At 56.4% G+C, this 22,940-nt stretch carries 21 protein-coding genes; 11 read left to right on the top strand and 10 right to left on the bottom strand.

The window, feature by feature from the left end:
• Positions 1-63: 63 nt before the first annotated feature.
• The 7 genes from GURA_RS06085 to GURA_RS06115 form a co-directional block, all read right to left on the bottom strand.
• Positions 64-2,604, bottom strand: coding sequence for a methyl-accepting chemotaxis protein (locus GURA_RS06085; protein WP_011938117.1), 2,541 nt, complete (start codon positions 2,602-2,604; stop codon positions 64-66).
• A 304-nt stretch (positions 2,605-2,908) separates the two neighbouring features.
• Positions 2,909-3,331, bottom strand: a complete 423-nt coding sequence (locus GURA_RS06090; RefSeq protein ID WP_011938118.1) for a fasciclin domain-containing protein — start codon at positions 3,329-3,331, stop codon at positions 2,909-2,911.
• Positions 3,332-3,379: 48 nt separating this feature from the next.
• The gene (locus tag GURA_RS06095; RefSeq protein WP_011938119.1) at positions 3,380-4,225 is read right to left on the bottom strand and encodes a HesA/MoeB/ThiF family protein; all 846 of its coding nucleotides are present in this window, start codon (positions 4,223-4,225) and stop codon (positions 3,380-3,382) included.
• A gap of 1 nt (position 4,226) precedes the next feature.
• Positions 4,227-4,451: a MoaD/ThiS family protein gene (locus tag GURA_RS06100; RefSeq protein WP_011938120.1), complete on the bottom strand. Its 225-nt coding sequence runs from the start codon at positions 4,449-4,451 to the stop codon at positions 4,227-4,229.
• A gap of 15 nt (positions 4,452-4,466) precedes the next feature.
• Positions 4,467-6,197: an aldehyde ferredoxin oxidoreductase family protein gene (locus GURA_RS06105; RefSeq protein ID WP_011938121.1), complete on the bottom strand. Its 1,731-nt coding sequence runs from the start codon at positions 6,195-6,197 to the stop codon at positions 4,467-4,469.
• Between the two features lie 20 nt (positions 6,198-6,217).
• Positions 6,218-7,381 carry an iron-containing alcohol dehydrogenase gene (locus GURA_RS06110; RefSeq protein WP_011938122.1) on the bottom strand — a complete coding sequence of 388 codons (1,164 nt, stop codon included), beginning with the start codon at positions 7,379-7,381 and terminating at the stop codon, positions 6,218-6,220.
• 340 nt (positions 7,382-7,721) lie between these two features.
• Positions 7,722-8,345 carry a cysteine hydrolase family protein gene (locus tag GURA_RS06115; RefSeq protein ID WP_011938123.1) on the bottom strand — a complete coding sequence of 208 codons (624 nt, stop codon included), beginning with the start codon at positions 8,343-8,345 and terminating at the stop codon, positions 7,722-7,724.
• A gap of 169 nt (positions 8,346-8,514) precedes the next feature.
• Here GURA_RS06115 and GURA_RS06120 point away from each other — a divergent pair, with 169 nt between their 5' ends.
• The gene (locus GURA_RS06120) at positions 8,515-9,405 is read left to right on the top strand and encodes a LysR family transcriptional regulator (RefSeq protein WP_011938124.1); all 891 of its coding nucleotides are present in this window, start codon (positions 8,515-8,517) and stop codon (positions 9,403-9,405) included.
• Positions 9,406-9,467: 62 nt separating this feature from the next.
• Here the strand turns inward: GURA_RS06120 and GURA_RS06125 are convergent, their stop codons facing one another.
• The gene (locus tag GURA_RS06125) at positions 9,468-9,863 is read right to left on the bottom strand and encodes a HEPN domain-containing protein (protein ID WP_011938125.1); all 396 of its coding nucleotides are present in this window, start codon (positions 9,861-9,863) and stop codon (positions 9,468-9,470) included.
• Positions 9,860-10,195, bottom strand: coding sequence for a nucleotidyltransferase domain-containing protein (locus GURA_RS06130; protein ID WP_011938126.1), 336 nt, complete (start codon positions 10,193-10,195; stop codon positions 9,860-9,862). The genes GURA_RS06125 and GURA_RS06130 overlap by 4 nt, the downstream gene beginning before the upstream one ends.
• A gap of 405 nt (positions 10,196-10,600) precedes the next feature.
• On the opposite strand from GURA_RS06130, the gene GURA_RS06135 reads away from it, so the two are divergent.
• The 7 genes from GURA_RS06135 to GURA_RS06165 all read left to right on the top strand — a co-directional run bounded on the left by GURA_RS06135 (position 10,601) and on the right by GURA_RS06165 (position 18,344).
• Positions 10,601-13,354 (top strand): bifunctional nitrogenase iron-molybdenum cofactor biosynthesis protein NifEN, encoded by a 2,754-nt coding sequence (locus GURA_RS06135; protein WP_011938127.1) that lies wholly within the window; start codon positions 10,601-10,603, stop codon positions 13,352-13,354.
• A 223-nt stretch (positions 13,355-13,577) separates the two neighbouring features.
• The gene (gene nifX, locus GURA_RS06140; protein WP_011938128.1) at positions 13,578-13,964 is read left to right on the top strand and encodes a nitrogen fixation protein NifX; all 387 of its coding nucleotides are present in this window, start codon (positions 13,578-13,580) and stop codon (positions 13,962-13,964) included.
• A 67-nt stretch (positions 13,965-14,031) separates the two neighbouring features.
• Positions 14,032-14,295: a ferredoxin III, nif-specific gene (fdxB, locus tag GURA_RS06145; protein WP_011938129.1), complete on the top strand. Its 264-nt coding sequence runs from the start codon at positions 14,032-14,034 to the stop codon at positions 14,293-14,295.
• 153 nt (positions 14,296-14,448) lie between these two features.
• Complete coding sequence (locus tag GURA_RS06150; protein WP_011938130.1) at positions 14,449-14,778, top strand: NifB/NifX family molybdenum-iron cluster-binding protein; 330 nt, start codon at positions 14,449-14,451, stop codon at positions 14,776-14,778.
• A gap of 70 nt (positions 14,779-14,848) precedes the next feature.
• Positions 14,849-15,646 (top strand): NAD(+)--dinitrogen-reductase ADP-D-ribosyltransferase, encoded by a 798-nt coding sequence (locus tag GURA_RS06155; RefSeq protein WP_041245303.1) that lies wholly within the window; start codon positions 14,849-14,851, stop codon positions 15,644-15,646.
• A 310-nt stretch (positions 15,647-15,956) separates the two neighbouring features.
• Positions 15,957-16,562 (top strand): PEP-CTERM sorting domain-containing protein, encoded by a 606-nt coding sequence (locus GURA_RS06160; RefSeq protein WP_157046137.1) that lies wholly within the window; start codon positions 15,957-15,959, stop codon positions 16,560-16,562.
• A 243-nt stretch (positions 16,563-16,805) separates the two neighbouring features.
• Positions 16,806-18,344, top strand: a complete 1,539-nt coding sequence (locus GURA_RS06165; RefSeq protein WP_011938133.1) for a hypothetical protein — start codon at positions 16,806-16,808, stop codon at positions 18,342-18,344.
• Between the two features lie 51 nt (positions 18,345-18,395).
• On the opposite strand, the gene draG is transcribed toward GURA_RS06165, so the two are convergent.
• Entirely contained in the window at positions 18,396-19,460 is a 1,065-nt protein-coding gene (gene draG / locus GURA_RS06170) for an ADP-ribosyl-[dinitrogen reductase] hydrolase (protein ID WP_232278981.1), read from the bottom strand.
• A 372-nt stretch (positions 19,461-19,832) separates the two neighbouring features.
• Here draG and GURA_RS06175 point away from each other — a divergent pair, with 372 nt between their 5' ends.
• The 3 genes from GURA_RS06175 (at position 19,833) to GURA_RS06185 (ending at position 22,857) form a co-directional block, all read left to right on the top strand.
• On the top strand, positions 19,833-20,699 hold the full coding sequence (locus GURA_RS06175) for a radical SAM protein (protein WP_011938135.1): 867 nt from the start codon (positions 19,833-19,835) through the stop codon (positions 20,697-20,699).
• A gap of 190 nt (positions 20,700-20,889) precedes the next feature.
• Positions 20,890-21,699 carry a GNAT family N-acetyltransferase gene (locus tag GURA_RS06180; protein ID WP_011938136.1) on the top strand — a complete coding sequence of 270 codons (810 nt, stop codon included), beginning with the start codon at positions 20,890-20,892 and terminating at the stop codon, positions 21,697-21,699.
• Positions 21,700-22,044: 345 nt separating this feature from the next.
• Complete coding sequence (locus tag GURA_RS06185; protein ID WP_011938137.1) at positions 22,045-22,857, top strand: electron transfer flavoprotein subunit beta/FixA family protein; 813 nt, start codon at positions 22,045-22,047, stop codon at positions 22,855-22,857.
• The last annotated feature ends 83 nt before the right edge of the window (positions 22,858-22,940 follow it).

Below are 22,940 nucleotides of genomic sequence, written 5' to 3' on the forward strand. Positions count from 1 at the left end.
GCAGGCCAAAAGTATTGGAGGAGCAGAAGGGTGAGGCCCTCCTGCTCCTTTAACAGGGAACAGCTAATATCTCTCGAATTCTTCATCCTCAAGATTCAACGTAATCCCTTCGGCACCCACCGCTTTTTTCAGCGGTTGCCGGTACTCTTTCCTTACTGTATGTGCGGACGGTTTCAAGTCCGTTGCCGGAGCGGGTTTCAGAATGGTGTTTTTCTTCTTGTTGGCTGTTTCGTCCACCCTGAAAAAGGAAATCGTTCCCTGGAGCTGTCCCGCCTGGGAGGAAAGTTCTTCGGCCGTGGACGCCATCTCCTCGGCAACCGCGGCGTTCTTCTGGATCACCTGGTCGAGGCTCTGGATAGCCTTGTTGATCTGATCTGCACCGCTATCCTGTTCCCTGCTCGCAGCGCTGATTTCCTGAACCAGTTCCGCGGTTTTCTGAATGTTGGGGAGGATCGCCCCCAGAAGCTCTCCGGCTTTTTCCGCGATCTCCACACTGGAAACGGAGAGTTCGGAAATTTCGCCCGCTGCCTTTTGGCTCCGCTCGGCAAGTTTTCTCACCTCCGCAGCGACTACGGCAAAGCCCTTGCCGTGGTCGCCGGCCCGGGCAGCTTCGATGGCCGCGTTGAGGGCGAGCATGTTGGTCTGCCGGGCGATCTCCTCGATGATATTAATCTTGCCGGCGATTTCTTTCATTGCCGTGACGGTGGAAGCAACCGCCTTGCCCCCTTCCTGGGCGTCTTCGGCTGACTTGACAGCAATCCTTTCCGTCTGCATGGCATTTTCGGCCGTCTGCTTGATGTTGGAACTCATCTGTTCCATGGAAGAGGATGCCTCTTCCGCTGCTGCCGCCTGTTCCGAAGCCCCCTGGGACGTATGCTCCGAGTTGGCGGAAAGCTCTTTACTGCCGGCGGCGACGTTGTCTGCGGCCGACATCACGTCCTGCACCACATCGGACAATTTTTTCACCATGGTTGCCAGGTCTTTCATCATTTCGTCTTTTTCCGATCGCGGTTTGACTTCGACCATAAGGTTGCCGTTGGCGATTTCCTTGGTGATGGAGATAATATTATCCATGGAATATTTTACGTTTTTGAGGTCGTCATTGATCTTGTTGAAGTTCTCGAAGGACTCCTTCGTAAACTGGTCAGGTTCCTTGATGGCAAAAACCAGGTCAAGGTCTCCTTCCGCAAGGAGCTTGAGGTTTGTCGCCATCCGCTCCACCTCTGTCTTGGTGTAATCCCGGTTCCTGATGATGCCGGTAAGGTCCTGGACCACCTCGACGTAGCCGATTTTTTCCCCTTTGCGGTTGACCAGGTACGAGGTGTCCTGCTTGCAGCTCGAACCGCACCAGTCGAAGAAGCTTTCTTTGTTTCCTTTCTGGAGCTGCCGGATGCCGCATGCTTCGGTGTTGCAGATGTTTGCGGCGGCGTTGCTGCACAGAAGGCCTACCGACGAATCCCGGTCCTTGATCTGTCCGGCTTCAATGAGAAGCTTTTCAAAGGGTTTGTTCAGGAAAGTCCACCGCATGTCGTCGTCGGTGACATGGATCGGGAACGGCACCGCGTCGATGATCGCCTCGTACCAGTCGTTCTTGTCCACAACCGTATCGAGCGTTTTATTCACCCCGTCGACGATTGAGCGGTATTCACCCTGGTGGCGGGAGGCATCGGCCCGTTTCAGGAAATCCCCCTTCAACGCGGCGTCGACGAGCATTTCCGTATCTTCGATCATGGTGCCGACCGCGTCTTTCACCTTGGTGAGACTGCCGTTGATCTTGACGAAGTCTTCCCGGGCCGTGGCGGTGTACTCGTCCGCCTCCTTGACCATCAGGTCCAGGTTGAGATCCCCCATGGCCAGCTTGGTCAGGTTCGACGCCATCCTCTCGACCTCGAACTTGGTGTAATCCCGGTTCCTGATGATGGCGGTGAGGTCCTGGACCACCTCGACATATCCGATTTTTTCTCCCTTGCGGTTTATCAGGTGCGAGGTGTCCTGCTTGCAGCTCGAACCGCACCAGTCGAAGAAGCTCTCGTTGACCCCCTTCTGCAGTTGGCGGATGCCGCATGCGTCGGTGTTGCAGATGTTTGCGGCGGCGTTGCTGCACGGCATACCTACCGACGAATCCCGGTCCTTGATCCGCCCCTCTTTGATGAGGAGCTGCTCGAACGGCTTGTTCATGAAGGTCCATTTCATGTTGTCGTCGGTGACATGGATCGGGAACGGCACCGCATCGAGGATCGCCTCGTACCAGTCGTTCTTGCCGACCATCGAGTCGATGGTCTTATTGCCGTTTTCAATGCTGCCGGCAATCCGGTTGGTCGCTTTTGTCAGGGCAGAAAACTCGCCGTGGCCATCCTCCTTCAGCTCCACATCCAGGTTGCCATCGGCTATTCTTTCAAGGGCGGAGACGAGCCCCTGAAGGGGGCGTCCGACCATGCGTGAGACGCATATGCCAAGGGAGATAACGGCAAGAGGTGCGACTATCCACGCCCAGGCTGTCGCTGCACCTGGAATATGCGTTGCCGCATACGTCCCCATTGATCCCATTGCCGCGGCCAGGACAAATCCGGCCATTATTTTGCTGCTTACCTTGAGATTACCCATAGACGTTACTTCTCCTTTTGATGAGATGACCTGCCGCAATCTGTTCCTTTGCTGTTTTAGAATTGTTACTTTCTTCGTGTGTATACAAAAAATCTTTAGTGAAATGTTTGACAACGCAGCAAAAAAGTCGGAACTCACCACTAAGTCACTAAGGACACTAAGCTAACCCCTTTAAAGGATTGCAGTTTTTCTTCGTGTTCTTAGTGTCTTAGTGGTGAAAGAGATTCTCGAAACGGTAGTTGTCGGGGGAAAAGGGTGAGGGAGGGACGGTGATTTCCTTCAGGCGCGCGCGAAGATGCGGCAATCAGCAGCAGCCGCAGTACCAGCCGGAAAATTGAGGCAGGAAGACATTGTCGATGACGTGGATGATCCCGTTTGTGCATTCAATGTCGGTTTTGACGTACTTGGCGTTGTCGATCACCTGGCGGCCTTCCTCCAGCAAGACGGTCAAGGACTTGCCGTTGCTTGTCATGAGATTTTCGTCCCTGGCAATCTCGGCGGCGGTCAATTTGCCGTCGACCATGTGGTAGGTAAGGATCGAGACGAGATTGTCCCGATCGGCGGTTATCTCCTCGACGATGACCCGCTTGAAGGCGTCGTCGTTGGGAGCAAAGAGGGTGAACGGTCCCGGGCTCCTGAGCTTTTCGGCCAGATCCGCCATTTTCAATGTCGAAAGGAGGGTCTGAAACGAACCATCTTCTGTGAGGGTATCAAGGATGTCTTTCATCGTGGTCTCCATTGCATCCTGGACGGCCGGAATGCTGATAAAACCGGTCTAATCGGCCGCCGATGGCGGGTCATTTATCATGTCGACTGACACAAATATGATTTCCAGGAGATTTACGGAGAGTTTCCTGTTGTGCAAGGGTTCCCCCACTCCCAGAAGAATCTTGCAGACCTCGGCCACTTCGATGCTGGCGACCAAAGCCGGGGTGAAGGATGGGTTGCCCAGTTTCTGCTCCACACCTTTTCCTTCCACCCACCGCCTGTACAACTTCTGCACGGTGTCATCTCCGGGGAACTGGGTGGCGACCTGGCCGTACCAGCCGCCGATGGCCCCGTGCACCATGGGGACCCCCAGGTCGGTGCAGGTTTTGGCCAGGGCCAGTCGGGTCTGGATGGAATCCAGGGCGTCCACAATCACCTGGGCGCCCCGGAGGAGTTCCATTCCGTTTTCCGGCGCGTAGGCTTCCTCTCTCGGAAGGAGGGTGACGGCGGGGTTGATTTCCGCCACCCGCGCCGCTGCCGCCTCGACCTTGGCCCGCCCCAGCGTGCCGGGGCTCGAAAGGAGCTGCCGGTTCAGGTTGTGCTCCTCGAATACGTCCGGGTCGATGGCGATTATGGTCCCGACGCCGAGCCTGGCCAGCTCTTCGATGACGTAACCCCCCAGGCCACCGCAGCCGATGACCGCCACTCTGCTTCTGAAAAGCGTCAGTTGATCATTGACGGAGATTGCCTGGCGGTTGCGCTGATAGCGTGCGGGGAGGAGCCCCTGGGCGAGGGCCGCCTCCTCCACACGGGCGAGGGTTGTACCGAACCGTTCCGCTGCATCGACCTGCGAGTCCCAGTGGAAAAGGTCGCCTTCGGCGCGGGACCGGATATAGGCGTCAAGATCATCCATATCATCCCCCGCCCACGAGCGGGAAGAGGGCCAGATTGTCGCCGTCGTGAAGCTCCTGCTCGGGTTCCGCATGCCGGTTGTTGAGCATGATCATGCCGACTTCCTTTTCCGGTATATTAAGCTCCTCGATGATATCGCCAACGCGGGTACCCGGCGGATAATCCCGAGTCACTTCGGCAAATCGTCCGACGCGAAAGGTGGCGAACAGTTTTACGGTGATCTTCATAGATGCTCCGTACCGCTAGAAATTCCAGAACTCGTCGATCTCTTCCCCTGTGAAGGTCCAGGTGACGTTGTGGGGGGGGCAGGGGTCTTCATTGAAGAATTCCGGGAGCCGGTCGTCCGCACTGGTGAAACCGGCGGCCAGATTGAAGGCGTGCTCGGTTTTCAGCACCCGTTTGCCGAGGGCGATCACGTCGTCGCCGGTGAGGCTTGTGCCGTACTTGGCGTTCAGCATGTCGATGATCGCCGTCATGGTCTCCGGGATGTCCAGGGCAGGGAAGGCGACGAACAGGCAGAGGCCGGTGCTGTCGATGGCTGCGGTGGCGATCTGCAGGTTCCTGGAGAGTTCCACTTGGCCCTCATTCTTCAGCGGGTCGATGAAGCCGCCTACCTTGAGGATGTTGGTGGCCACGGCATAGCCCATGGTGTGGTCGGCTCCCTGGGTGGAGGTGGCGTAGGTGATGCCGATCCCCTTCACCGAGCGTGGGTCGTAGGCCGGGATTCCCTGCCCCTTGACCACCGGCACCCGGGTCAGGCCGTAGGCCCTTCCCACCGAGGCGGCGCCGTTACCGAGGATGCGGCCGAGGGGGGTCCCCTCGCGGATTTCCTCCAGGAGCTTCAGGGCGCCGGCGCCGTCGCCGAAGGGGATGATGCCCGCTTCCATGGCCACCCCCATGATGACCGCCGACTCGATGGAATCGATGCCGATGTCGTCCATGACCCTGTCGGCCCGGGCGATGATGTCCAGGTCGTCGATGCAGCAGTTGGCGCCGAACCCCCAGATGGTCTCGTATTCGAAGCCGGAGGTGACATATTCCCCCTCCTCGTCGCAGTAAACCTGGGAGCACTGGATGATGCAGCCGGCGTGGCAGCCGTGCTTCGGCTTGCCGCCCCGCTTGATGATGGTATCTCGCATGGTCTCGCCGCTGATCTTGTTATGCCCCTCGAACTGGCCGTAGCGGAAGTTCTTTGTCGGGAGGCCGCCGGCTTCGTTGAGGACGTTGACCAGCACGTTGGTGCCGAAAGAGGGGAGCCCCTCGCCGCTCACGGGGTGTTCGAGGATCGCCTTGGCGAAGGCGCGGGCCGCGTTCTTGAACTTCTCCGGGTCTTTGACCTCCACCCCTGGTCCGCCGCTGTCGTCGATGGTGACATACTTCACCTTTTTCGATCCCATTACTGCGCCCAGCCCGCCGCGGCCGTGGCTGCGGATATTGCCGTCCGGGTCGCGGACCGAGATATTGGCGGCGGACATCCTCATCTCCCCCACCGGGCCGATAATGAGGACGCCGACCTTCTCGCCGATCCTCCCCATCAGGGTTTTGATGGCCTCGTAGTTTCCCTTGCCGATCAGTTCGGCTTCTTCCCGGATCGTCACGCCGTCCTTATTGATCTGGATGCCGTAGAACTTGTCTTCGCCCGGCATCCCCTCGATGATGAGAGCCTTGATGCGCAGCTTGGCCAGGTTCTGGGCTGCGGTGCCGCCGGCATTGGACTCCTTGATGGTTCCGGTCAGCGGACTCTTGGCGCCTGCCGAAAGGCGTCCCGACTGGGCGGCCGGTGACCCCGCCAGGAGCCCCGGCGCAAAGACCAGCTTGTTGTGCTTGCCGAGGGGATGGCAGGTGGGGGGGACCTCTTTTGCCACGACGGCCGAGGTGAGTGCCCGGCCGCCAATCCCCTGCCATTCGGCCGGTACCTCTTCAAACGCGCCGGAAAGGGTGGTCATGTTAATGCGCAAAATCCTTTCTGTCATGATTATTCCCTCCCTTTCATTTACATTGCCGCCTTGTAGATGCCGATGATCTGCTCCAGGTTTGCCTTGCGCGGATTGGTCAGCATGCAGGCGTCTTTCTGGGCGTTTTCCGCCATGATCTTCAGGTCTCCTTCCTTGACATTCAGCGCCTTGAGTCCGGCTGGTATGCCGATGTCCCTGGAGAGCTTACGGATGCCGGCAATCCCCTTTTCGGCCGCGTCCATCGTGGAAAGTCCGTCGATGTTCTCACCCAGGGCCAAGGCGATGTCACCGAACCGTTTCGGGTTGGAGATCACGTTGAACTCGCAGACGGCAGGGAGCAGAATGGCGTTGCAGACGCCGTGGGGGAGGTTGTAGAAGCCCCCCAGCTGGTGGGCCATGGCGTGGACATAGCCCAGGCTGGCGTTATTGAAGGCCATGCCTGCCATGTACTCGGCATAGGCCATCTTGTCGCGGGCCTCCAGGTTCTCGCCGTTGGCCACCGCGGGACGCAGGTAATCGGAGACCAGTTCGATGGCCTGCAGGGCGCAGAAGTCGGTGATCGGTGTGGCGATGATGGAAACGTACGCCTCGACCGCGTGGGTCAGGGCGTCCATGCCGGTAGCTGCGGTCAGTGAGGGGGGCATGGCGACCATCAGCAGCGGATCGTTGATGGCGATGTTCGGCGTGCAGCGCCAGTCGACGATGGCCATCTTCACGTGGGTGTCGGTGTTGGTGATGATGCAGAAACGGGTCATCTCACTGGCCGTGCCGGCGGTGGTGTTGATGGCGAGGAAGGGTGGCATCGGCTTGGTCGACTTGTTGACACCTTCGAAGTCGCGGATGTTGCCGCCGTTGCCGATGACGAGGCCAATCCCCTTGCCGCAGTCGTGGGAGCTGCCGCCGCCGAGGGTGACGATGCCGTCGCACCTTTGGTCCTGGTATACCTTTACCCCGGCAAGGACGTTTTTGTCGGTCGGATTGGGTTCGGCGCCATCGAAGACGATCGCCTGGAGGCCGGCCTCTTCCAGTTGGCTCTTGATCTTGTCGGCAACCCCCAGCTTGGCGATCCCGGCGTCGGTAACGATCAGCAGTTTGGTTACGCCGAGCGCCTTGGCCTGCGCTCCCGTTTCCTTCGAGCAGCCGATACCCATCAATGAAACTGTTGGAATGTAAAATCCGAAAGTTTGATCTGCCAGTGCCATGGTATTTCCTCCTTTTGTTTTTAGTGGTGAGGTTTAAATTCATCTAAAATGGGCTGTTTGCGAGAAGAGTAGATGCCGGCGAAAAGCATAAAGCCGCCGGACGGTATGACGCCGTGCGCAGCGGCCCTCTATTTTGCAGAGTGAATCTCCATGACAGCTCATCTTAGAACGGCTTAATAAAGCGTACCGCTTCATTTTCGCCTGTCAAGGATAGCTCTTTGTATTCTGCCTCCTTTTTCATCATGTGGAATACGACCCCTTGCGGAAAAGGCGCCGGAACGAAAAAACCCCCACCGGCATGCGCCGATGGGGGTTGCAAGGTATGAATATCCGCTTAAATTTATTCCATGGGCAACCGGACAATCTCTTCGGTGCGCAGGATGTCGGCAAACCGATCGCCGAGGGCGGCAAGGGCCGTTTGGTGAACGACCTTGTGGTCAATGGTCGCTGTTCCGTTTGGATCAGGCAGGTCGCGGGAGGCGCAGGCATCTGCCGCGACGACAACCTTGTACCCCAATTCCAGCGCTGCGCGGGCTGTGCTGTCGACGCACATGTGGGTCATCAGCCCGCATAAAATCAAGGTCTCGATGCCCCTGCCGTTAAGTTCCTTCTGTAGTTCAGTGCCGCTGAAGCTGCTGGGGAGATGTTTGCTTACGATCGTTTCATCGGTCGCAGGCTTCACCAGTTCGTGGAAATCAATGTCGGGAGAATGCGGCGCAAACAGCGGGCTGTCCGCTTTCATCGCCTTGTGCTGGATATGTGCCACCACGATTCCCGCCCGCCGTGCCCAGCACAACAGTCGTGCCGCGTTTGCCGCCGCCTGCTCCCCGTCCGGGATAAACAACTTGCCCCCGGTGAAATAGCCTTGTTGCAGGTCAATGAGCAACAGCGCGGTTTTGTCGGCCTTGACGGCCGCAGGCCTTGCCAATCCGGCCCATTGCCTGAGTGTACGATTCCGGTCCATGGTGTTTTCTCCTTCGCAGGTTTTTACCGGCAGTCTAAGGGAAAACGGCAGAAACAATCCAATCGTAAGATCCGAACCCACCCATCAGAAAATCTGATTAAACAAGGTCCGTACCTGTGGTATATTTCCAGGAAGTTACCCGATGCTTCGCCGGTAAGGAAAAACAGCGATGGAAATATATAAGTTACGGACCTTTGTCGCGGTCGCCCGTGAAGGTCATCTGACCCGTGCCTCGGAATTGCTGAACCTCAGCCAGCCGGCCTTGAGCGCCCATATCAAGTCGCTGGAGGAGGAGCTGGGCGTCTTGCTATTCGACCGGACGCCGAAAGGGATGCAGCTCACCCATGCTGGACGCTTGCTGTTGAACCAGGCGGAGAGCGCCCTGGCAGCCGCAAGTGACCTGCTTGCCCAGGCCAGGAGTTTGCGGGACGAAATATGCGGCGCGGTAGTGCTGGGGACCATTACCGATACGCCGTCATTAAGGCTGGGGGATTTTTTGTGCAGGATGACGGCGAGCTACCCCAAGCTTTCGCTGCAACTGCGTCAGGGTATTTCGGGAACTGTCGTGCAAGGGATCAAAAACAGGGAACTGGATGCCGGTTATATTTTGGGGCAGAATGAGGACTCGGCCATTGCCACGATCGGCCTTAAAAAGATCAAGTTGTATGTGGCTGCGCCGGCAGGCTGGAAGGACCGGGTTGAAACGGCGGACTGGCCCCAAATCGCGGCTCTTCCCTGGATCATCACTCCGCCGCTCTGCTCCTTTCACCGGATTACCGAAGAACTGTTTGAGAAGCACAACGTGAAGCCGAATACGATGATCGCGGCGGACCAGGAAATTACCCTGCGGGGTCTTGTTGCGGCGGGAGTCGGGCTTTCCATGTTGCGTGAAGATCAGGCTCTTGCGGCGGAACAGGCGGGAGAAGCGGTGCTGTGGCGGCAGGGAGAGTGCGAGACGCTTTTGTCTTTCCTATACCTGCGCGAACGGGAGAATGAGCCGATTATAACGGCCATGGCTCAAGTGATTAAGCATGTTTGGAATAGTGCTGGGTCCGACTAATCGGCTTTTGATTGTTTTTTGCGCTGCGAATCAGAAAAAATGGCCTGCTCCACATTCTTTCCTCATTTTTTCAAGACCTCTGCTACAGTTGTGCAGAATAATCTCGTATCGTCCAGTAGTCGCAGTGCTTCGTTCTTGTCGTAGTACGTTCCGATCTCGTAGTCGGAATCCTCTCGGATCTTCTGCAAGATGGAGAATATGACGCCAATTTCTTTGGGAATTATGCCGCTCTTGATGAAATGCAGCGAAAAGAGGGTAAGAGCGCCTTTGTGGCTTTTGGGCACCACATCGATTGATAAAAGCAATGCCCGTGCATAGTGCAGCGCGGCATAGTAGGCCCGCGACAAACCGTCAAGAGTAAGATCAAGCTCTATGAGCGCTTCGGCGCTCTTAAGAGAGTCATTACCTCGCTGGAGCAGGAAGGAGATCGGGTTGTCGGTGAGGGACGCATCGCTCACAACGGCACCATGTCGCGTTCGATTTCCCGCAGGAGGGGAAATCGGGCGGCTTTCTGGTGCTCGAATACTTCGCGCGAGAAGATTACCGGAGAGATATCCACCTCGTTTTCCAACAATTCGTCATAGGCAATGACGTAGATAGCCCGTTTCGTGTCGAGGTCAACCCGGTTCAGAATCACCGCAACATCAAGGTCAGACCCCTTGTGGTCATCACCACGCGCCTTTGAGCCAAAGAGAAAACTGAAAAGATAGTTGTCGCTGAAACGTGTCGATACCCTGGCAAGAAAATCCCGCAACGCCAACTCTTCTTTCTCGCTCAGATTCTTTATCATGAGTCCGCTCCCACGTGAGTAATGAAAGCAGTATACCGTTGTCATTATTAAAAAGCAATAAATGCAAGGGATTTGGGGACAACTTGACTTTATTCCGCATCCACATGTCACAAAAATGGCCTGCTCGCGCAGGCCATTTCAGTTTCTCAAGTAAATGATGTTTATTATGCAAAGCCCTGCCCAATAATTGGGCACTTTGTCTGGCCAGTAATTTCCTTTTTAGTGAAAAAACGCAACATATCAACAGGATAGCTCCGTTTGAAAAGATTGGCACGGCAAATGCTCAATAGGTAACAACCTGACAATTTATCCTGACGTAACATTGGCAAAGGCGCCATCAATTCTTAGGAATGATGGCGCCTTTTTATTTAGTTTCCGGATGGAAACTATTTAGAGGACATGACTATGGCGAAGCCCGATTACTACGACGTAACCGAATGCGAAACCCACGACGCGGGCGCCCCCAAGTTCTGCAAAAAATCCGAACCGGGGGAGGGGACCGAACGGAGCTGCGCCTACGACGGGGCCCGGGTGGTGCTGATGCCGATCACCGACGTCATTCACCTGGTCCACGGCCCCATTGCCTGTGCCGGCAACTCCTGGGACAACCGGGGCGCGCGCTCTTCAGACTCCCAGCTCTACCGCCGCGGCTTTACCACCGAGATGCTGGAAAACGACGTCATCTTCGGCGGCGAAAAGAAGCTCTACAAGGCCATTCTGGAACTGGCCGAACGCTATAAGCCCAAGGCGATCTTCGTCTATGCCACCTGCGTCACCGCCATGACCGGCGATGACGTGGAGGCGGTCTGCACAGCGGCGCAGGAAAAGGTGGCGATGCCGATAATTCCCGTGAATACGCCGGGGTTTATAGGCGATAAGAATATCGGCAACCGGCTGGCCGGCGAGGTGCTGTTCAAGTACGTGATCGGCACCGCCGAGCCGGAATATACTACCGATTACGACATCAACCTGATCGGCGAGTACAACATCGCCGGCGACCTGTGGGGGATGCTGCCGCTCTTCGACAAGCTGGGCATCCGCGTCCTCTCCTGCTTCAGCGGCGATGCCAAGTTCGAAGATCTGCGCTACGCCCACCGGGCAAAGCTGAACGTCATCATCTGTTCCAAATCGCTCACCAACCTGGCGAAGAAGATGCAGAAGACTTACGGCATGCCTTACCTGGAGGAATCCTTTTACGGCATGACCGATGTTGCCAAGGCCCTGCGCGACATAGCGAGAGAGCTGGACAATGTCTCCGGCGGTCTGGAAAAACGGGTCATGCAGGAGCGGGTGGAAAGGCTGATCGAGGAAGAGGAAGCCAGGTGCCGGGAACTGATAGCACCGTACCGGGCACGGCTGGAAGGGAAGCGGGCGGTGCTCTTTACCGGTGGGGTGAAGACCTGGTCCATGGTCAACGCCCTGGCCGAGCTCGGGGTGGAGATCCTCGCTGCCGGCACCCAGAACTCGACCCTGGAAGACTTCTACCGGATGAAGGCCCTGATGCACAAGGATGCCCGGATCATCGACGACACCAGCACCGCCGGTCTCCTTTCGGTCATGTACGAAAAGATGCCGGACCTGATCGTCGCCGGGGGGAAGACCAAGTTCCTGGCGCTCAAGACCAAGACCCCCTTTCTCGACATCAACCACGGCCGCTCCCATCCCTATGCCGGCTATGATGGCATGGTCACCTTTGCCAAGCAGCTCGACCTGACGGTGAACAACCCGATCTGGCCCGTGCTGAACGCCAAGGCGCCGTGGGAGAAGAGCGATGCGGAGCTCAATGCCGATGTGGCCCTGGCTGCCGGGCACAGCACTGCCCATCTCAATGAGGACATGAAGGAGTCGCGGGTCAAGGTGCCGACCAAGAATGCCACCGTCAACCCGCAGAAGAACTCCCCGGCCCTGGGTGCGACCCTGGCCTACCTGGGGATCGACCAGATGCTCGGCCTCCTCCATGGCGCCCAGGGGTGCTCGACCTTCATCCGCCTCCAGTTGTCGCGGCATTTCAAGGAGTCGATCGCCCTCAACTCCACCAGCATGAGCGAAGACACCGCCATCTTCGGCGGTTGGGAAAACCTGAAGAAGGGGATCAAGCGGGTGATCGAGAAGTTCGGCCCGCAGGTGGTGGGGGTGATGACCTCCGGTCTTACCGAAACCATGGGGGACGACGTGCGGAGCGCCATTGTCCACTTCCGCCAGGAGAACCCGGAGTTTGCCCATGTGCCGGTCATCCACGCCTCGACCCCGGACTACTGCGGTTCCATGCAGGAAGGGTACGCTGCAGCGGTGGAGGCGATCGTTGCCACCATCCCTGAAGGAGGGGAGAAGATCAAGGGGCAGGTGACCATCCTTCCCGGCTGTCATCTCACACCGGCCGATGTGGAAGAGGTGGCGGAGATCTGCGAGGCGTTCGGCCTGACGCCGCTGGTGATTCCCGATATCTCCAACGCCCTCGACGGCCACATCGACGAGACCGTGTCGCCACTCTCCGTCGGCGGCGTGACCCTGGATAAGGTCCGTCTGGCCGGTCGGAGCGAAGCCACCCTTTACCTGGGGGATTCCCTGGCCAAGGCCGCCGAAATACTGAAAGAGAACTTCGCCATCCCCTGTTACGGCTTCACCTCCATCACCGGCCTGGCCGAGACGGACAGCCTGATGGAGACCCTTTCCGCCATCGCCGGCCGTCCCGTTCCGGAAAAGTTACGCCGCTGGCGGAGCCGCCTCATGGATGCCATGGTCGATTGCCACTACCAGTTCGGCCTGAAGCGGATCTCCCTGGCCCTGGAAGCGGACCTCCTGAAGACCATGACCCTCTTCCTCGCCGGGATGGGGTGCCGGATCCAGGCGGCCATATCCGCCACCCGGGTGCGGGGACTTGACCGGCTCCCCACGGACAACATCTTTGTCGGCGACCTGGAAGACCTGGAAAACAGCGCCCAGGGGAGCGATCTCCTGGTGGCCAATTCCAACGGCCGTCAGGCAGCCGCCAGACTGGGGGGGATACCGCTTCTGCGGGCCGGGCTGCCGGTGTTCGACCGGTTGGGGGCCCATCAGAAGATGTACGTCGGCTATCGGGGAACCATGAATCTCGTCTTCGAGACGGCGACGATTTTCCAGGCCAATGCAAAGGAAGCGCAGAAACTGGCGCATAATTGATAACCCACCACGGAGGCACAGAGGCACGGAGAAAAACAAAAGTTACTCCTTCAAACCCTTCACCGCAAAGGACCCAAAGGACCCATAGGGCCTAAAGGACCTAAATCGCGAAGGACGCAAAGAAAACCTTTGCTTGATTCTACTTTGCGCACTTTGCGACTTTGCGGTTCAAAGATTTTGATTTCTCGTGTCTCTGTGTCTCCGTGGTGAAAAGGAGCTTACTATGAAAATTGCATTTACGACGAAGTCCGGTGAGATAATCGATCAGCACTTCGGCATGTCGGACAGTTTCCATATCTGGGAAATCGGGCCGGACGAGGCCCATTACCTGGAGACGGTCACGGTGGGGATTCACGGCGACGACGAAGAGGACAAGATCAGCGCCCGGGCGGATCTGCTCACGGAGTGTGCCATTGTCTATACCATGCAGATCGGCGGGCCTGCGGCTGCCAAGCTGGTGGCGCGGAAGATCCATCCCATGAAGACCAATACCGAGGTCCCGGTCGCGGAGATCGTCGGCAAGCTGCAGGAAGTGCTGAGAGGAACGCCGCCACCCTGGCTACGCAAGGCGATGAACAAGGACCAGGCAACGTCGTTTTTAGAGGATTGATAACCCCTGCGGGCGACCCAAGGGTACGCCCCTACTAAATACACACCACAATCAGGAGGATAGGAAAATGGCTTACATCACAGGATTGAGAAGAAACAAGACCGAATACACCCCCGAGTTCATTAAGACTATCGATGCGGAAACCTGCATCGGCTGCGCCCGCTGCTTCAAGGTCTGCGCCCACGACGTGCTCACCTTCGAAGAGGTGGACGAGGATGATTCGGCAAAGATGTACATGAAGGTGTCCAACCCGGACAACTGCATCGGCTGTCAGGCCTGCGGCCGGACCTGTTCCAAGAAGTGCTTTGCTTTTGAGCCGGTAGTGCTTTAAAAGGCAGTAAGAAGTAAATCGTGAGTAGTGAGTAGTGAGTAGTGAGTAGTGAGTAGTGAGTAGTAAAACCCAACTTTGACGGCTGATTCAGTATTCAACTGCTCACGACTCACTACTTACTATTTACTACTTACGGCTTTTAGGAGGTTCCCCATGCTCATCGCTGTTGCATCAAAAGACGGCCGGGATATCAATCAGCATTTCGGTCATGCGGAACGGTTTCTCATCTATGACGTGACAGGGAATGATGCGAAGCTGGTGGACGAAAAGAAGGTGGAACGCTACTGTTCCTACGACCAGGACCACCCGTTGCGCGCCCATCTGCTTACGGCCATCACCGATGCGCTGAAGAACTGTCGAGCCGTGGTCTGCGCCCAGATCGGCCAGGGACCGCAAATGGAGATGGAGCGTCTCGGGCTTGATACCTTCGTTGCGGACGGGCCGATCAAGCCGACACTGGTGGAATTGGCCAAATTACTGTAGGGGCGAACGGCGTTCGCCCAGGGCGCATGCCATGCACCCCTACCGTTCACACAATGAGGTGATGACCCACATGCAGAATACTTCCTTCAACCACTGCAACCTTCCCCCGTGGGTTATAGCATCGCGTCATTTCAACGACAATCCGCACAACCTGGAGATCCAGGGTGTGCGGGGCGCCAACCGCTTCCTGTTCGACAAGCTCGATACCATCTCCTCTGCCGAAGAACGTGCCCACATTTTCAACGACTACATGTCGGTGAAGTTCCAGCTCCACCAGTGGGAAAACCAGTCGACCGCCACGGCGCGCAAAAGCATCAAAAACAGCTACCTCCGTTTCCTCCGCGGTTGGATGATGGATTCCAATTCCATCGAAGGGGCGGTCCTGAAAGGGTGGGTGGAGAGCCGGATGGGGCTGCCGCCGACCTTCCACAAGCTCCGCATCCCCGGTATCCATTCCGAGGCGTACATGGTGTTTGCCATGGACCGGACCAAGGGGAGCGCGCGGACCAACGCCATCAATTCCCAACTCGATCTCCTCTATGAATACTGCCAGTACGAGCTGGCACAAAGGCATCCGAATGAGCGCTGGCTCACACTCTATCGGGGGACCTTCGATGCCAGCGAACATGACGTCCTGGAAACAATCAGCAAGCGGGAACAGATCGTGCGGCTCAACAACCTCTCCTCCTTTACCTCCGTTGAGGAGCGGGCCTGGGAGTTCGGCTTCACGGTCTGGGAGGTGCGTGTTCCCCTGACCAAGCTGTTTTTTTATAACGACCTGCTTCCCAACAGCATCATGAAAGGGGAGGGGGAGTATATGGTCATCGGCGGGGAGTACCACGTCAGGGTGGTGCCCTGTACGCTTTGATGAAGAAGTCGCCCTGTTAAGTTGCCGGGAGAAATCGCGTTGTCGTTAAGTTATTCGACATCCGATGTAAATTATAGTTTGCCCCCCTGAATGGCTGTCAATGACGGTAATCATTCGTTATGAGCGCCTTCCCTGCCCCTCGGTCCCCCCTCTGAAGTGTCGGATATGTTTACATGCCGTTGGAGAATCATATATTTGTCTAGCGATATCAGCCGGTTATATCCTGGCATGCTGGATGCATTTGTGTTCGTTAACGATCGTGTGTCGGCTGTGAAGCTGATACGAATTCAGTTAACGGGTAAATCCGCAGGTGAAGGAGGTAAAAACAATGAAAAAATCGACTCTGATAGTGGCAATGCTTATGGGCCTGCTGATGATGGGCGTTGGGACCGGTCATGCAATAATGGTCGAGTTTACCCCTGAAATCAGCAACACCTTTGCGGGGAGTTCCTTCGATATCGACCTCGCCGCAAATATCCAGCCGGGTCAGGCCTTGGCCGGTTGGGGGCTCGACCTTGTTTATGATGAAAGATTGCTGGCCCTCAATTTTGCCAACCTTGGGCCGCGTTGGTTGCAACCGTCCGACACGAACGGAGCTGTTTCTTCATCTTCCGGTCCGATTGTGAGCGGTATTTCCGAAGAGGTCTTATTGTCCTCAGCCAATTTTATCGGTTCGTATGGCAATGGGTCACATATCGACCTCTCGGGGGCGGTTGCATCGATGCCTGGAAATGATTTTTTCGATGGTCTTTTCGATGGTCTTTTCGATGATTTTTTCGATAATGACCACGGTCCAGGGAACAACGACGGCGGCGGGCACGATAACAATGCACCGGTTCCTGAGCCTGCATCGTTTCTGCTGGTTGGAGCCGGGTTGTTGGGTTTTGCTTTGTTGAGACGCAAACTGAATAAATAAGATTACAAGCAAAACTTACAACAAAACAAAAAAAGATGATAAGGCCGTTCAGCGAATGCTGGACGGCCTTATTCATTTTGCGACATAAGAAGATCGGGTGAGCATGTTCACATCGTAAATGAAAAATTGCAGGGATACCTTTCTTGACAAGTACATGAATTCCTGCTTTATTTGTATAAAATATTAGTCTGTTTTAATAAATAAGGGGCTGCCCCTTATCCTGCTCTGTTCGTGGAGGTTACCGTGAAAACAACCAAGCTCAGTACATTAACCCTGGTCATCATGACGTTAGTCATCCTTGTAGTCGCTGGTTGCAGCGGTAGCGGCGGAAGTGGCAGCGGTGGAACATTGTCCCCGGGTGATAACACGACAAGTTCCGCATTTCTTCTCTATCAGGGGAGTATCGGCGCAGTGGATCCGGCAAATCCGGCAAGCCCGGTCAGTGTGGAGAGTGGTATAACCAACAAGGTAACGTCTATATTTCACGGCACCTACGATCCGGTCGCGAGGAAGGTGTCCGATATCCAAACCCGTACGGTTGTCTATGTAAAAGGAGGGCAATTGTTCAAGGTTAGTGCCTTGAAGGGAGCAGCTACACCGATTCCTGTCCAGCTTACCAATGAAACTTCTGCCGATACCATAGTCGGTACGCCGTCAGCCATCGCAGATTTTGCCGACCACAATAACGCGCAATTCATATACTTGACAGCTGGCGGTGCCTGGAAGATGATCAAGGTCGGGATGAGTGCCACTGATACCCCCATACCGGCAAAGCAGCCACTTAAGCATGTTTATGATAAATCAAACGGGGCGCTTGCCGGATGGCTCGCCATAGACGGCAGTGCGGTGAAAAGGTTTGATGCGAACTTTAGCGCCGGCAGTGCTGCAACGGTCGCGACTTTTGCCGACAAGGCGGAAGCCGTGGGTTTCACCATTGATATCATTTTCCTCAAGATAGATGGCAATCTCTATGCCTATAACACGGCAAACGGAGCCATTTCCAGCGTGCTGTACACATTCACTGCCACTACTGCCGGTGATTTGAAGGCAACCAGGGATGGCATCAACATGTATTTTGTCGACGGTGGAAAACTGCTGAGCGTTTCCCTGAGCGGAACTGCACTAGCAGAGCAGATCGGCGCAGAAACCGGCACCATCGTTCAGTTGGCATATACCGACCACAAAGTGGTTTACGTGTTGAATGATGCCGGGCAGTACAAGATAAGAACGACGGGTAAAAACGGAGTGGTTTCCGGTACGCCTCCTGTTGACCTGGCAACCGCTGCGAACGGCGAAATTTTGATTTTTATCGGCGCAAAAGGAACCCTTGCCTATTTTGATAGAGTATCCGGAAACGGCGTCACAACGGCAGGAACTATTCGTGAGGACGGAAGCGGCCGGAACGAAACGCCCAATGCCTTTTGGGTGGGTGGCTCCTTCCTGAACATATTCGATACGATGTCCGAGGTGATTCCCCAGTATTTCATCAGGGCTGCAGGCATTACGTCGATTGTGGATTTCAGAGGCGGCCAGTTGGAATCTTTTGACGCCGCGACCGGCAACCGGCTGGCCGTGTTGGGAACCGTTCCCCAGGATATCCATATGGCAGGAGTTTTTGCCGGTGTCTGCGGCAGCAAGATTCTTCTGGAGGGGAGAACCATAACCAGCTTGGATACGTTTGTCAGTGACGTGTTCTATGCGGATTTGACGAAGGGCGGTTCGTTGACGCGGGTTACCAGCACTCCGCTCGTCAGTGAGCATGTCGTTCCGCTGTTCAATTAAACCCAGCATTGTCCGGTTAGGTCCTTGCAATCTGCATTTTCCCCCCTCTCCCTAACCCTCTCCTTTAGGCCCGCAATTTGGGTCCACCAGGGGAGAGGGATTACAAGCGCCCCTCCCTTCGATGGGAGGGGTTGGGGGAGGGTGCCACCGATCTTCCGAAAAACAGGCTGAATGGATCAAGTTCCCCTTCCCCAGCGGCGACAGCGCCACAAGCCCGGCCGCCAGCGTTGAAACCTCGTTCATGACGTTTTTGTTCATCTTCTTTATCCATTTTCTGGGAATGTTTTCCCGTCCGTAATAGGCCCCCGCGAGCATACCCATGATGGCGCCGGTGGTATCGGCGTCGCCACCCTGGTTGACCGTACTGACCAGGCACTCCTCGAAATTCCTCCCCCTGAAGAAGTGATGAAAAACCGTTTGCATGGTGTCCACCACGTAGCCGGTGGCGAGACCTTTGTAAGAATCGAAGCGGAAGTTCGGGTGCTCCGCAACGAGGCTGTCCACCTCCCTGCGCAGGCGAGGCTTGGAGAATCCGCAGACGGAAAGGTGAATGAGGCGGCCGAGGCAGATGCAGGCAGCGTCGGAGAGCGGGTGATTGTGGGTAATGTGGGCCTGGGCTACCGCATGGCGCTGGAGAAGCTCGTCGTCACCCATTGTGCAGAGGGCTGTCGGCAGAAGTCGCATGACTGCGCCGTTACCCGCGTCCCACTGATTGAACGGGGTTTCCAGCGTCCCCTTCAGCATGTAGTTCCTGATGCCGCGCCGGCAGGTATCCCCCACATCGATCGGCTTCGATTTGAGCCATGAGGCGAAATTTTCCGCAATCCCCCGCAGCGACATTTCCCCGGCGGAAACGATGGCCCTGGCGACGCAGAGGGACATCTCGGTGTCATCGGTCACGTTGCCCGCCTTGATCCGCAGCCAGCCCCCACCGACGATCTCGTCCAGCGTGCCGTACTTTGTCTTGATCTCACCAGCGGTCATGAACTCTACCGGCGCGCCGAGGGCATCGCCGACTGCAAGGCCGATGAAAGCGGCCTCGGCACGGGAAATTATTTCATTTATGTCGAAGGGTGCATGCACGATCGGACTATCCTCTGCCGGTAAGGGATGCAATAAGCAATCCTCATTCGTTAGAGGCCGGTAATACCGGCTTGAAGGCAAAAGGTCGCTTTTCCTTTCCTTCGGTGTTGCCTAAATATTAATCATTTTCCGCTAAATTAGGCATGGCAGAGGAGCCCGTTCTGAAGAATAACCGCGGAACTTGGCTATATATAAGGGTATTTGTGCTAATGAAATTCTGGCACGCTTAATGCCATAAGTAGTAGCAACGGATACGATGGCGTATCCCGGAAAAGGCAACGGAGCCCGGCGGAAGATGTTTTCTGTCGGGCTTTTTTTATTCGGCAAGGGCGCTGACAGTAAGGGTCAGCGTCTTTTTCTTTATGCCGGCAACCCAAAAGTATCCCGGCCGAAAGGAGAGCTATTATGGCAACAGCGTGCAACGAGCGGAAGAACATTCAGGGTCACCCCTGCTTCGGCGGCAATCATCACAAAAACGGCCGCATGCATCTGGCCGTGGCGCCGCGATGCAACATCAAATGCGGCTACTGTTCCAGGAGGCATGACTGCGCCAACGAGTCGCGCCCCGGTGTGACGAGCAGGCTCCTGACCCCGCAGGAGGCGATTGTCAAGGTCCGGGAGGTGGTGGCGAGCGATATCCTCGGCCCGATCATCAAGGTGATCGGTATCGCCGGTCCCGGCGATCCGCTGGCCAACGAGGAGACCTTCGAGACCTTCCGGCTCATCGGCGCGGAGTTTCCCCACCTCATCAAGTGCATGAGCACCAACGGCCTCCTCCTGCCGGAGAAGATCGATCTCTTGCAGGAACTTGACCTGCACAGCCTGACTGTGACCATCAACGCCCTCGACCCGAGGGTAGGGGCGAAAATCTATAGCCATATCCTCTACCATGGCAAAAAACTGACCGGCACGGAGGCTGCTGAAATACTGATAGCCAACCAGTTGGAAGGATTAAGGCGAGCGGCTGCATACGGCATGACCATTAAAGTGAATACGGTCTACATACCCGGTGTCAACGAGGACCAGATACCGCTCATCGGCAGGAAGGTCAAGGAGCTTGGAGCGTTCGTCATGAACGTCATGCCGATCATACCCCAGGCCGACTTTGCCGGGATAGTTCCGCCCACGCCGGCGCTGATCGATGAAGTGCGCAGTGCCAACGAGCAGATCATAGGCCAGTTCAAGCATTGCCGCCAGTGCCGCGCCGATGCCGTCGGCCTGATCGGCCAGGACGTGGCGGTCGTTGAAACGGCATGCGTGGTGAACAGGTAGGAGTCTGTCGGACTTAGGGAATCGTAGCGAGAGGATGGAAAATCGAGGACAGATTTCCGGAAATTTGAGAGCGAATAGTGGACCTATTCGTCGAAAATTTACGGAGATATGGACCGATTTGCCATTCTCGCAGTCGATTCATTCCTAAGTCCGGCAGGCTCCTACGCCTTCCCCCTACGGTGCTAGATCGATGAAAACCGACAGATTCCGACATGAAGATATCGACTCTTTTCTCCACCTGGCGGCAGATGAGGGGTGGTTGTGCGACCGCTGGGAGTTCGGTTTTCTCCTTGGCGCCTTTCCCGATGGCTGTTTCGTGGTGCGCGGGGCTGATGGGCCGCTCGCATTTGTCACGGCCGTAAGCTACGGGACCAGTGGCTGGATCGGCAACCTTATCGTCCGCAGCGACCAGCGTGGCCTCGGGGTCGGCAAGGGGCTGATGAAACAGGCGATTGCCGCGTTGCAGGATGTCGGAACGGAAACCGTCTGGCTGACCGCATCGCAGGCTGGCAGGCCGATTTACGAAAAACTCGGCTTCACCGCCGTTGACGAGGTTAAGCGCTGGGCAGGCTACGGCAGTGGAGACCTGGTCCCGGAAGAGGGGACGATCTGCTTTGAGAAAATGGTGGAAACGGACCGAGCAGGGTGGGGCGATGAACGGAAGGCCCTGCTGCTTGCCGTCTCTAAGCGGGGGACGGCGTACGAAAGCCGGGATGGATTTATCGTCAGGCAGCGGTGCGGCAACGTTACCCAATTGGGCCCATGGGGGTGCAGCAGCATTGACGATGCCGCCGCTCTTCTGGATAGAGCCATCATTGGGGTCGGCGCGGGTAATCCTGTTGTACTGGATGTGCCGGCCGGAAATGTTGCTGCTGCCGGGCTGCTCGACAGTCGGGGTTTCACTGTCCGGGGTGGGACGGTCCTGATGTCCCTGGGGAGGCCTGCCGCCTATCGTCCCGATAATGTATACGCCCTTGCCAGCATGGGGAGTATCGGGTAATAGATGAAGCGCCGTTTGTAGTTTAATGGTTGCTGGTTCATGATAATAGGATAAGCTTAAATGCATCGTGTGATACACCAGTTGCGGATGGTGATTTTTAGTCATATTGAAAAATATTTGCTTAAATTATAAGCAAATGTGGGCTTGTGTGTGGTGGGTATTTTTGCTACAATCCGCCCGTGCTTAAAATATAGACGTTGTTGTGTGGATTATCCCGTAGCTGTTTTTTCGTCCTTATCGTTCCGCTTAAATGATGCGGAATAGATCTGCGTCAAAGATTCCTGCGCTGGAAAAGTATACGTTCTCTGTAGTTCTGAATCATATCCATCTCCTGTGAGGTCTTACATGCTCGTAGTAGCCTGCATCAAACAGGTCCCGGACACCACCCAGGTGCAGATAGATCCGGTGACCAACACCCTGGTGCGCGAAGGAATCCCGTTCATCGTCAACCCGTACGACACCCACGCCCTGGAAGAGAGCCTGCGTCTCAAAGACCGGTTCGGTTTCCGGGTCGCCGCCATGTCCATGGGCCCCCCCAATGCCGAGGCAACGCTTAAAAAAGCCCTCGCACTGGGAGTCGACGAAGCAATCCTCCTCTCCGACCGGGTCTTCGGCGGCGCCGACACCCTGGCCACCAGCAACGTCCTCTCCGCAGCCATCAGAAAGCTCAACGCGGAGGAAGAAGTCGGGATAGTCTTCTGCGGCAAACAGACCATCGACGGCGACACCGCCCAGGTCGGCCCCGGCATCGCCACGCGGCTGGGATACACCCAGCTCACCCTTGTCGACCGGATCGAGGATCTTGATCCTGTCAAGCGCACCATAAAAGTCCGGCGCAAGCTCGAAGGGCGGCACGAAATAGTCGAAGCCCCCTTGCCCGTCATGATCACCGTCGTCCGGGAGCTGAACCGACCCCGCTACCCGACCGTCCCCATGCGGCTTGAGTCCCAGGACGCCGAGGTAAAAGTCTGGAACAACGATGCCCTCAAGCTCGACGTCAACACCTGCGGCCTCAAAGGCTCCCCCACCTGGGTAAGCCGGATCTTCTCCCCCGAACGGGAAAAAGGCGAGATCATCGGCGACGGTGTCCACGAGCCGGAAAAAACCGCAGAACTTTTGATCGACAAGCTGTTGAGTAAAGACCTGCTAGCACTGTAAAAAAAACAGAACAATCTTTGAACCGCAAAGGACCCAAAGGGCCTAAAGCGCAAAGGTCGCAAAGAAAACCCACAAGTGAGCGT

The sequence above is a fragment of the Geotalea uraniireducens Rf4 genome (assembly GCF_000016745.1).
GTDB classification, from domain to species: domain Bacteria; phylum Desulfobacterota; class Desulfuromonadia; order Geobacterales; family Geobacteraceae; genus Geotalea; species Geotalea uraniireducens.

What these genes read in the sequence shown, in the direction of transcription:
- GURA_RS06085 (WP_011938117.1), bottom strand. Translation starts at nt 2,604, where the DNA reads ATGGGTAATCTCAAGGTAAGCAGCAAAATAATGGCCGGATTTGTCCTG.
- GURA_RS06090 (WP_011938118.1), bottom strand. Translation starts at nt 3,331, where the DNA reads ATGAAAGACATCCTTGATACCCTCACAGAAGATGGTTCGTTTCAGACC.
- GURA_RS06095 (WP_011938119.1), bottom strand. Translation starts at nt 4,225, where the DNA reads ATGGATGATCTTGACGCCTATATCCGGTCCCGCGCCGAAGGCGACCTT.
- GURA_RS06100 (WP_011938120.1), bottom strand. Translation starts at nt 4,451, where the DNA reads ATGAAGATCACCGTAAAACTGTTCGCCACCTTTCGCGTCGGACGATTT.
- GURA_RS06105 (WP_011938121.1), bottom strand. Translation starts at nt 6,197, where the DNA reads ATGACAGAAAGGATTTTGCGCATTAACATGACCACCCTTTCCGGCGCG.
- GURA_RS06110 (WP_011938122.1), bottom strand. Translation starts at nt 7,381, where the DNA reads ATGGCACTGGCAGATCAAACTTTCGGATTTTACATTCCAACAGTTTCA.
- GURA_RS06115 (WP_011938123.1), bottom strand. Translation starts at nt 8,345, where the DNA reads ATGGACCGGAATCGTACACTCAGGCAATGGGCCGGATTGGCAAGGCCT.
- GURA_RS06120 (WP_011938124.1), top strand. Translation starts at nt 8,515, where the DNA reads ATGGAAATATATAAGTTACGGACCTTTGTCGCGGTCGCCCGTGAAGGT.
- GURA_RS06130 (WP_011938126.1), bottom strand. Translation starts at nt 10,195, where the DNA reads ATGATAAAGAATCTGAGCGAGAAAGAAGAGTTGGCGTTGCGGGATTTT.
- GURA_RS06135 (WP_011938127.1), top strand. Translation starts at nt 10,601, where the DNA reads ATGGCGAAGCCCGATTACTACGACGTAACCGAATGCGAAACCCACGAC.
- nifX (WP_011938128.1), top strand. Translation starts at nt 13,578, where the DNA reads ATGAAAATTGCATTTACGACGAAGTCCGGTGAGATAATCGATCAGCAC.
- fdxB (WP_011938129.1), top strand. Translation starts at nt 14,032, where the DNA reads ATGGCTTACATCACAGGATTGAGAAGAAACAAGACCGAATACACCCCC.
- GURA_RS06150 (WP_011938130.1), top strand. Translation starts at nt 14,449, where the DNA reads ATGCTCATCGCTGTTGCATCAAAAGACGGCCGGGATATCAATCAGCAT.
- GURA_RS06155 (WP_041245303.1), top strand. Translation starts at nt 14,849, where the DNA reads ATGCAGAATACTTCCTTCAACCACTGCAACCTTCCCCCGTGGGTTATA.
- GURA_RS06175 (WP_011938135.1), top strand. Translation starts at nt 19,833, where the DNA reads ATGGCAACAGCGTGCAACGAGCGGAAGAACATTCAGGGTCACCCCTGC.
- GURA_RS06180 (WP_011938136.1), top strand. Translation starts at nt 20,890, where the DNA reads ATGAAAACCGACAGATTCCGACATGAAGATATCGACTCTTTTCTCCAC.
- GURA_RS06185 (WP_011938137.1), top strand. Translation starts at nt 22,045, where the DNA reads ATGCTCGTAGTAGCCTGCATCAAACAGGTCCCGGACACCACCCAGGTG.